5 protein-coding genes and 4 pseudogenes are annotated in these 6,250 nt (G+C 68.1%); 7 read left to right on the plus strand and 2 right to left on the minus strand.

The window, feature by feature from the left end:
- Positions 1-66: 66 nt before the first annotated feature.
- The 4 genes and pseudogenes from E1294_RS58370 to E1294_RS56430 all read left to right on the plus strand — a co-directional run.
- Positions 67-270 (plus strand): annotated as a pseudogene (locus tag E1294_RS58370) (IS982 family transposase); the annotation flags it as partial.
- Entirely contained in the window at positions 259-561 is a 303-nt protein-coding gene (locus tag E1294_RS54185) for a histidine kinase dimerization/phospho-acceptor domain-containing protein (RefSeq protein ID WP_425465245.1), read from the plus strand. The pseudogene E1294_RS58370 and the gene E1294_RS54185, both read left to right, overlap by 12 nt.
- A pseudogene (locus E1294_RS57840) lies at positions 552-737 on the plus strand (ATP-binding protein); the annotation flags it as partial. The gene E1294_RS54185 and the pseudogene E1294_RS57840, both read left to right, overlap by 10 nt.
- Before the next feature lie 21 nt (positions 738-758).
- Complete coding sequence (locus tag E1294_RS56430) at positions 759-1,826, plus strand: tyrosine-type recombinase/integrase (RefSeq protein WP_246083534.1); 1,068 nt, start codon at positions 759-761, stop codon at positions 1,824-1,826.
- A 4-nt stretch (positions 1,827-1,830) separates the two neighbouring features.
- Here the strand turns inward: E1294_RS56430 and sigJ are convergent, their stop codons facing one another.
- Entirely contained in the window at positions 1,831-2,724 is an 894-nt protein-coding gene (gene sigJ / locus E1294_RS35875; protein ID WP_220448112.1) for an RNA polymerase sigma factor SigJ, read from the minus strand.
- 247 nt (positions 2,725-2,971) lie between these two features.
- The gene (locus tag E1294_RS35880; protein ID WP_132515424.1) at positions 2,972-3,562 is read right to left on the minus strand and encodes a peroxiredoxin-like family protein; all 591 of its coding nucleotides are present in this window, start codon (positions 3,560-3,562) and stop codon (positions 2,972-2,974) included.
- A gap of 398 nt (positions 3,563-3,960) precedes the next feature.
- Here E1294_RS35880 and E1294_RS58375 point away from each other — a divergent pair.
- The 3 genes and pseudogenes from E1294_RS58375 to E1294_RS35890 form a co-directional block, all read left to right on the plus strand.
- Positions 3,961-4,374: pseudogene (locus E1294_RS58375) on the plus strand (isocitrate lyase/phosphoenolpyruvate mutase family protein); the annotation flags it as partial.
- Between the two features lie 487 nt (positions 4,375-4,861).
- Positions 4,862-4,969: pseudogene (locus tag E1294_RS58380) on the plus strand (DoxX family protein); the annotation flags it as partial.
- Positions 4,970-5,173: 204 nt separating this feature from the next.
- Positions 5,174-6,121 carry a haloalkane dehalogenase gene (locus tag E1294_RS35890; protein WP_246083537.1) on the plus strand — a complete coding sequence of 316 codons (948 nt, stop codon included), beginning with the start codon at positions 5,174-5,176 and terminating at the stop codon, positions 6,119-6,121.
- Positions 6,122-6,250 lie beyond the last annotated feature (129 nt).

Raw genomic sequence — 6,250 nt, forward strand, 5'->3', positions numbered from 1 at the left:
GGGGATGTGATCGACGCCTCGCCCCGTCGCCCAATGGCCATGCCGCTCGGTGGTCGACTCCACCTCGTCGAATGCGGCCGCTTTCGCCAGATCGCCCAGCGCAGTCAACTGGCCGGCTGGGCCGTGTAGGGCTACTGCCCCTTCCACTCCCGCTTCTTTTGGGGCTACGCTCTGCGCCTGCTGTGCACCTTGTGCGGACCGCCCGTCGCCTTCGCCCTGACCAGTGCCAAGGCCGACGAGCGCAACACCCTGCTCGGCATGCTAGAGGCCGCGTTGCAGCGGGAACGCCGCTTTGCCTCTGACGCCTCACATGACTTGCGCGGCCCCATCACCGCTATGCGCACCCAGATGGAAGAGGCGCTCCTGCATCCTGCCGTCGCCGACTGGCCCGCCACAACCGCCGCCATGCTGGACAGCCTGTACCGCCTGCAGGCCATCGTCACCGATCTGCTGACGCTCTCCCGCCTGGACGCTGGCACGCTCGGCCCCGCCGCGCCGGCGGACCTGAAAATTTGGTGGCCTGCGAACTGGACCGCCGCCCCCTCCGCGAGGTGGTCATAGCTCGCGATCTTCAGCCGGCCCAGGTCTACGGTGATCGCCTTCAGCTCGTCCGCCTGCTCACCAACCTGGTCGATAACGCCAAACGGCACGCCGCTTCTACCGTGGCCATCTCACTGAGCGCTGAAGGTGGACAGGCCGTGCTGGCGGTGAGTGACGACGGCTCCGGTGTCCCCCACGACCTCCTGGCCGCCAACCCGATGGACCGCATCGACACCGTCAAGGTGCCCAAGACGCTGCCCCGCCCTGCCGCGGCCGCCGACGTCGCCAAGGTCCTGACGATGATCTGCTCACGGTGGCCGCGTAAGGACCTGCCGCTGGACCGACTGCGGGACCGGGTGTTGTTCGAGACCGCCTACGTCTGCGGCGCCCGCGCCTCGGAGGTGTGCAGTCTTCACATGGAGGATCTCGATCTGCGGCTGGACGACGAACACGTGCGCATCCACGGCAAGGGCGGCAGCATACGCACCGTGCTGCTGGACGACCGCGGCTACGTCGCCCTGCTCAAGCTTTACCTGGCCCGCGCCGGCTACACCGCCGGGCCGCTGTTTCGCGCCTCGATCAACGGCCGCGGCGGACCGCTGTCCAACGCCGCCGCCCACCACCGCTGGCAGAGCTACTGCGCGCAGGCCGGCGTCGAGATCGACATCCACCAGCTGCGCCACGCCCACGCCACCGAACTCATCAACGCCGGCGTCTCCATCGAGGCCATGCGCCGCCGCCTCGGCAACGCCTCCACCGAGACCACCCAGCTGTACGCGCTGCTCGACGACAAGATCGCAGACGCCGAAATCCGCGCCGCCCGCCGACGTCGAGATCAGACAGGCCGGGCAGAACCCGAGCCGCTCCAGCGCGGTCTGAGAAAAGCCCCGCCGCCGCTCGGGCCAGTACGAACCCGGCCAGCACGTCGGCCTCCAGCGCCTCCAGGTCCTCGGTGGTGGCCGGGGCACGCGCCACCAAGATCCTTCACTACCGCCAGCTCGAACCTCCTCGTCTTCGCTATCCATGCAAGACGAACGACGAGGACGATAGACCTTCAGAATCCCCGAAATCTCATCAATCTCGAAAGAAGCAGGGATCCCAGAAGTAAGCTCAGGTCCTGCGGCTATAGCGACCCCCCCAACCGCTCGACGAACTCTGGGGTTATTTCTCAACATCGAGGACGTGCCGGTGCGCGGGAAGCCCGCACCGATCACCTTCCACCATGTCATCGCTCCCATCAACTCGTCGTATCAGGCCCTTTGAGTCTTTCCCGGCGCGAGATGTGACACCTCACCTCGTGGATTTGTCCGATATGAAGGCGAGCTTGTCGGGGTTGCTGACGACGTAGATGTCGCGTACCTGCTCGCCGTCGGCGGCGAGGTCGAGCACCATCACGGCGAAGGGTGCGTCCTGCGCGAACACGACCACGGAGGGATCGCCGTTGACCTGGCGGTACTGGAGGTCCACACCCTCGATGCCCCGCGTGTTCGCCACCAGCAGCCGGGCGACCTTGTCGCGGCCGTGGATCGGGCGAGGGCCGCCCGCCGCGGACTTGCCGCCGCCGTCGGACCAGAGGGTGACCTCGGGTGCGAGCATCTCCATCAGGGCGGCCAGGTCACCGCCAAACGCGGTGCCGATGAACCGCTCGGTCACCTCTTGGTGCGTTCGCCGGTCGATCCGAGTACGCGGACGCCGCGCTCGGACGTGTTCGCGCGCCCGGTGGGCGATTTGACGGACCGCGGCCGGAGTGCGGTCGATCATGGCGGCGATCTCGGTGTGCTGGTAGGAGAACACCTCGTGCAGGATGAACACCGCCCGCTCCAGCGGGGTGAGCGTCTCCAGCACCACCAGCATCGCGATCGACACCGACTCGGCGCGTACGGCGGGCTCGGACGCGTCCTGGTCGGTGATCAGAGGTTCGGGAAGCCACGGCCCGAGGTAGGTCTCCTTGCGCTTGCGCAACGTGGTCTGGTGGGTGAGGGCCTGGTTGACCGCGATCCGGACCAGATGGGCGCGCGGGTTCTCGATCCGGGTCAGATCCCTCGCCGACCACGCCAGCCAGGTCTCCTGGAGCACGTCCTCGGCGTCGCCGACGCTGCCGAGCATGTTGTAGACGATGGAGAACAGCAACTCACGGTGGTCGGCGAACACCTGGGAGGCATCGGCCGCGGTGTCATGCATCATGGAACTCCTTGTCAGGACGAATACCCCTCAAGAGCCCGGCGCGTCGAGCGAGCGTGACATCGGCTGGAGAGCTGTGAGCCTGGCCGCCGACGCGTTCCGATCACGAGTGTGGCGGGACGGACGTCGGTTTCCTTCGACGGGCGGCCGTGTCGCGTTCCTCGGTGATCAACGCACGTTCAGTCCGGCCCGCGGGTGCGGGGGCCAGGCTCGTGCCGGAGACGAGGGCCGGCAAGAACGGCCCGGATCTTCATGTGCTCTCCTTGGCGAGGGCGAGGAGTTCGTCGACGGTCCACTGATCGTTCGCGTGCCTGCCGTACTTCACCGCACAGACCCGCCCATCACTGTCGAGGAGGAAGTCGGCGGGCAGGCCGGTCACGTTCTCCCGGCTCCGGGGGTACGGCCGACCACCCTTCATCACGCCACGGGCCACCACGGGGTATGCGCTGGGACGCAATGGAGTGAGCCACGCGCGAGGATGCAGTACGGCTCGAAGCGACTGACTGACCCCGAAGGCGCGGTAGAGCTCCTTGCCCGGGTCGGCAACCACCGTGAACGGCAGCGCCTCCTGATGCGGCAGCATGTCCTCCGCCGGCGAATGGAACACCGCGATCTCATAGATACCAGCGGCTGCGATCTCCTCATACCGTACAGCGACCGAGCGCAGATGGACGTTGCAGATCGGGCAGCCCGCGTACCGGCGGAACTGCAGGTGGGTCAGCCCACCGCTCGCGGGCAGCAGGACCGGCACGCTATGGATGTCGGTCAGCTCCCTGAACTTGATCCGGTCTCCCGGCCTGCAACGCAACCGATCGAGGAGGTACTGTTCGAGCTTGTTCATGACGTCTCCCAGATGAATCTGCCTGTCTCATCGGTCGGCTGTTGGCCTCTGGTCTTCCTCGCCGGAGTGGCCGGTCCCAAGCCGACCGGGTGCCACTCGCCGGGTACCCGGCGGCGATCAGCGGAGGGATCACTTGCCGATGCAGGAAGCTCCGATATCCCCTGGGAGTCATCCGAGCCGCGATGTGTGACATGCGAGCCCACGACCACCATGAAGGTAGCGTCAGATGCGGTCTATCAAGGTCACGTAATGACGTGGCCGGCGCGCGACGCGACGCGGGTGTCCAGCACCCAGTGGTATCCCTGAGAGCTGACTGACGGATCGACAGGTTCACCCGCACCCCGTTCGGCCGCGAGCTGGCCCCGGCATGCTGTTCAAATACACCGCCCACGCGGGGCATGAGTTCGTCGTGGGCCGGCGGTATCGCCGACGTCGGCTGGCTGGCCATGACCGAGGTCGTGCAGCAGTGCAGGACGATCGCCGACTCCGTCGACTCCCCGATCTTCTGCGACGCAGACACCGGTTACGGCAGCGCGGTGAACACCCGGCGTATCGTGCAGGAGTTCATTCGCGCCGGGGTCGCCGGCCAGGAAGAGCCCAAGAAGGTCGGCGGCCAGGCGGGGATCAGGCTCGTGCCGGACGCCGAGGCGATCGGCCGGCTCCAGGCGGCCGTGGACGCGCGCGACGAGCTGGACGAGGGCATCGTCATCGTGGCCCGCACCGACGGCTACGGTGCCGAGGGCGGCAGCCTGGAAGACGCGATCCGCCGGGGTGTGCTGTACAAGCGGGAGACCGGCGCGGACGTCATCTTCTACGAGGGGGCTGCGCTCCTGGGAGGAGGCGCGGATCGTGCTCGCCGAGCCCCTCGGCCCGGCGTACGCGATCGCCTCCCGGCAGGCGGGCCCGACGCCGCTGATCGCCACACTGAGCGAGTGGGGCAGGCGATCCAGGTCCCGTCGTTCATCCTGCCGGCCGTGCTGGAGGTGTGGCGGCTGCTGGAAGCCGGTGAGCCGGTCCCGATCGACGACTACAACGCCGCGGCGTTCGAGCAGGCCGGGCGCGAGGACTACGTCGGCTATGGTGACGTGTTCGTCCGGCCCGGGTACGACGACGTGTGGCGCTGGAGGAGAAGTACTACCCGCCGGAGAAGCGTCGCGACTACGAGAACACCATCCACGATTGACGAAGTCACAGTTCCGGCGGTGGGAGCTCTCCAAAGGGGAATGACTTTCGACTCTCTTGTGAGCTCTCATGTCCACCGCCTACGTCGTCGTGGCCCTGGCCACGGCCGAGGTCTCGATGTCGTGGCTGATCTTCCCGGCCGGCTTCAAGTCGGCCGGGGCGATCGGCCTGGCCCTCGGGCTGCTCGGCGTGCCCCTGGTCGGGACGGCCGCCGCGATCGGCCTCATCCTCTTCTTCGTCTGCGCGGCCTACACCCGCATCCGGGTGAGCGACTACTCCTCGACGTTCTACCTGGGTCCTGCTTCTTCCTCGCCGCCGCCGTCGCCACGCTGGCGATCGGCCTGGCCGCGCACTACTGAGCGGGTGTGCGGAAGGTCACATTGCCGCCAGCGGCGTCACTCTCCCGGCGTCGTCCCGCTCTTAGGGGGCATGACCAACAGACCAGCCATGCACGTCCTGAGGACGCCGGACGACCGCTTCGACGACCTGCCCGGCTACCCCTTCGACCCGCACTACGCCGAGATCGACGCCGGTGACGGGCACGGCACAACCCTCCGCGCTCACTACGTCGACGAGAGCACCGGGCAGCCGTCGGGAGAGACGGTCCTGCTCCTGCACGGCGAGCCGACCTGGAGCTACCTGTGGCGGAACGTCATCCCGCCGCTGGTAGCCGCCGGGCATCGGTGCGTCGCGCCGGACCTGGTCGGGTTCGGGCGCTCCGACAAGCCGGCCGACCGTTTCGACTACACCTACCAGTCCCACCTCGACTGGCTGCGCCGGCTCGTGTTCGACGTGCTCGACCTCGACGACATCACGCTGGTCTGCCACGACTGGGGCGGGCTGCTCGGCCTGCGGCTGCTCGCCGAACATCCTGGCCGATTCCGCCGCGTCGTCGCCACTAACACGATGCTGCCCGCGGGCGACCAGGACATGGGTCCGTTCTTCCTGTTCTGGCTGCAGTCCAGCCAGCGCTCTAACCCGTTCAGCGTGGGCGAGGTCGTGACGCGCAACCACCGCTCCGGCAAGGAGATCGACCCCCGCGTGCTGGCCGCCTACGACGCGCCGTTCCCCGGCGAGCCGTACCTGCAGGGCGCGCGGCAGTTCCCGCTGCTCGTCCCGATCTCCCCGCAGGACGAGGCCGCCGGGCCCAATCGTGACGCCTGGGCCGTGCTGGAGCGGTTGGAGATCCCGTTCCTGTGCGCGTACGGCGAGCTCGACCCGGTCAGCCGCGTCCACGGCGAGGAGATGGCCGAGCGCATCCCGGGAGCCAAGGGACAGCCCCACGTCACGATCCCGGGAGCCGGGCACTTCGTCCAGGAGGATCAGCCGGGGCCGTTGACCCAGGCCATCGCTGATTTCATCGAGGGAAGGCCGTGACGGCGGTGCGGGACTTCCGCTTCGGCGTGGCCCTGAGCTCAGCCGTCAGGGAGCCGGCGGCGCTCGGCCTGCCCCACCCCATCGGCGCCGAACGCGCCGCCACCCTCGAACGCGGCGTCACGGAGCTGC

The organism is Nonomuraea diastatica (assembly GCF_004349015.1).
GTDB classification, from domain to species: domain Bacteria; phylum Actinomycetota; class Actinomycetes; order Streptosporangiales; family Streptosporangiaceae; genus Nonomuraea; species Nonomuraea diastatica.

Coding starts and splice junctions, on each gene's coding strand:
- E1294_RS35880 (WP_132515424.1), bottom strand. CDS start 3,562: ATGAACAAGCTCGAACAGTACCTCCTCGATCGGTTGCGTTGCAGGCCG.
- E1294_RS56430 (WP_246083534.1), top strand. CDS start 759: ATGGACCGCATCGACACCGTCAAGGTGCCCAAGACGCTGCCCCGCCCT.
- E1294_RS54185 (WP_425465245.1), top strand. CDS start 259: ATGCTAGAGGCCGCGTTGCAGCGGGAACGCCGCTTTGCCTCTGACGCC.
- sigJ (WP_220448112.1), bottom strand. CDS start 2,724: ATGATGCATGACACCGCGGCCGATGCCTCCCAGGTGTTCGCCGACCAC.
- E1294_RS35890 (WP_246083537.1), top strand. CDS start 5,174: ATGACCAACAGACCAGCCATGCACGTCCTGAGGACGCCGGACGACCGC.